The sequence below is a fragment of the Vibrio sp. WZ-1 genome (assembly GCF_052037695.1).
Lineage (GTDB): Bacteria > Pseudomonadota > Gammaproteobacteria > Enterobacterales > Vibrionaceae > Vibrio.
This window is the reverse complement of sequence record NZ_JBQEQR010000056.1, coordinates 1-2,362: the sequence shown is the minus strand read 5'-3', so window position 1 is coordinate 2,362 and position 2,362 is coordinate 1. Positions and strand designations below refer to the sequence as shown.

1 protein-coding gene and 1 other RNA gene are annotated in these 2,362 nt (G+C 38.7%); both read right to left on the bottom strand.

Annotation, left to right across the window (positions count from 1 at the left end):
- Positions 1-658 precede the first annotated feature (658 nt).
- On the bottom strand, positions 659-1,624 hold the full coding sequence (locus ACTS60_RS05405) for a hypothetical protein (RefSeq protein WP_241543024.1): 966 nt from the start codon (positions 1,622-1,624) through the stop codon (positions 659-661).
- Positions 1,625-2,113: 489 nt separating this feature from the next.
- Positions 2,114-2,174: hammerhead ribozyme type II (locus ACTS60_RS05400), an RNA gene on the bottom strand.
- Positions 2,175-2,362: the final 188 nt, after the last annotated feature.

Genomic DNA, 2,362 nt, shown 5'->3' with positions numbered 1-2,362 from the left:
TAACGCCCTGTTAAGGTGTGAGCAACGCAATACCGATGCCCCTGCATACCACCAAAAACACAAAACGCAACGCATAGCAAAAATGCCACGCGTTGCGAATCACTCTTAAACAGTTTGTTATATTCGTTACTCAGTGGTGAGTAATACATGCATCCGCTTTACAATCATAACTATAGTCAATATCAGATGAACTGAGATAAAAACTACGATCGGCGTAAAAACGTACATGTTAATATCCAATTTCTGTCCACCAAAAGATGCTAAATCTAATAACTTCCCTCTAGTGATGGACTCTAGAAAGCACATAAATATAAGCACCAACGCCAGTACAATTGAGTAACAAATATTGTAATAAAGCTGGTCTAGTAATGATTTCTTGACCGTATAGAAAGGAACTTTGTTCCTTTCATTTCTCTCAGATAACTTTGAGCTTTGATCATAAACCAATACTAAAACACTTAAGAGCAGTGCCGTAAATATCGCGCCAAAGTTGACCAATAGAGATATCAGACTGTCGTTGAGTTTGAAGCCCGACACAAAAACCAAAGACCCAAACAAGAGTGGCACAGCAAAGAAAGTGAATACATCAACAAGACTAATCTTACTCGATGATGCATCTTTTAATGTGTTCAAGTGACCAAAAATTATGTTGCAAACATTAATTTTCGAGCTCATATGGAACCTCTAAATTCATACCAGGGTACATTGTTTGAGCATATTCTCTTGAGATTTGTCTAACCCACCAAGTCATAGACTCAAGCAAAGGAACGCCATTATCAAGAACCACTGTCTCATCTATTTCAATTTCACACACGGTATTAGTAGAGCGATTACCGACACAAAATGTCCTCTTTTTACCGTTTAGCTCTACCACCGTCTTTACTTGAGAACCAAACTCAGAAAGCACTTCCACTGCTTGTAACCTATCATTACCTCGTGTCATGTAATCTCTAAGTTTGCCTAAAGTGCCCTTACGAGGAGGTTTAATAATCAACTCTTGTTCATTATGACCAAGTTTTCGTATTTGGTCTGCGGCATCTTTTAAACCAACAAACTTCGTTAGCTTAACCTCTTTCGCAGGTGCATCCAACCACGCATGAATCGCCTTATCATATGCAAGAGGATTCATTTGAAGGGTTAGGTTAGTTATGGCTTTGAAGTAGGTAGAAAAAAGCACGTAGAAAAGTGTTTTAATACCATTGCCTCTGTAAGAATGCAAAAAAGCCATCGCCTCATTTACGCCCTCGGGCATATAAAAATGCACGTAATGTTTTATTATCTCTGCATTATTTTGAGCTTTCTCAAAGTCAACTTTACCCGTTTCAATATCAATGATATCTGTTTTGATGCCATAGTAACCTACGTTAAACCAACCGTAGATTTCTCGGGTATTCTCGTTAATGGTAAAATCACTGAATTGGTAAACTTGACGAGTATCATCTTTGATTTGGTATGATCCTGAATTATTCAGAATAAATACTTTCAGTAGATCAAACAAATCGTACTGCCCGATGCGATCCAAGGTTGAGTACCTTTGCTCTCTTTTGCCCTCAAGATCTTTGTTGTAACAGCGAAACGAATAAGGAGCAAGAGAATGCATTTCATGCTCGTAAGTCTTAACCATGGTGAAAAGTTCCAAATAATATTAACGCCCACATTATATGCACATATACTCACTATGGGTACACATATATGTGCATAGTGTGACTAGAATATAACGCCCAATTAAGGTGTGAAGCACGCGACCACGACACTTAATTTGACCATCGTAAACACTGAACTCAACCCAAATCAAAAATGCCAAGCGTGCTGAATCACTCTTAAATTGTTTGTTATATTTCAGTGCGCTATAGGTAATTTGGGCTATGCGCACCTACTAATTTGCTCTTTTCACTGGAGTTTCACCAGATCATCAGTAAGTTAAACTTAAAAGAGCGGTGGTTCTCCCAAAACATGGCAACACATTTTGAAAGTTGCTTAAATTGACTACTAATTTTGTTGATAATTTTCATACCCATAAGCTCTCCCTCCTTAGTCTGACTAGTTAAAAACCCCACAATTTCCGCTAAGAGAAACTGCACCACAAAAACAGGTGGATTTGACGCAAAGTAAATCGAGGCTGCCATCATCAGTCTCAGGAGACCACCACTGAGAGACGTATTCACGTTTCGGCTTTCGACTTGAGTTTTAACATTATAACGTACTGAACTAAAAAGAAATATAACGCCGCATTAAGGTGTGAGCGACGCTTGGCTATACTTGAGCGAAGCGAAAACGCCAAGCGTTGCGAATCACTCTTAAATGCTTTGTTATGAGTAAGTTTCTAACTCGACCAGTGCTAATAATTTACGCCCTAGATTGG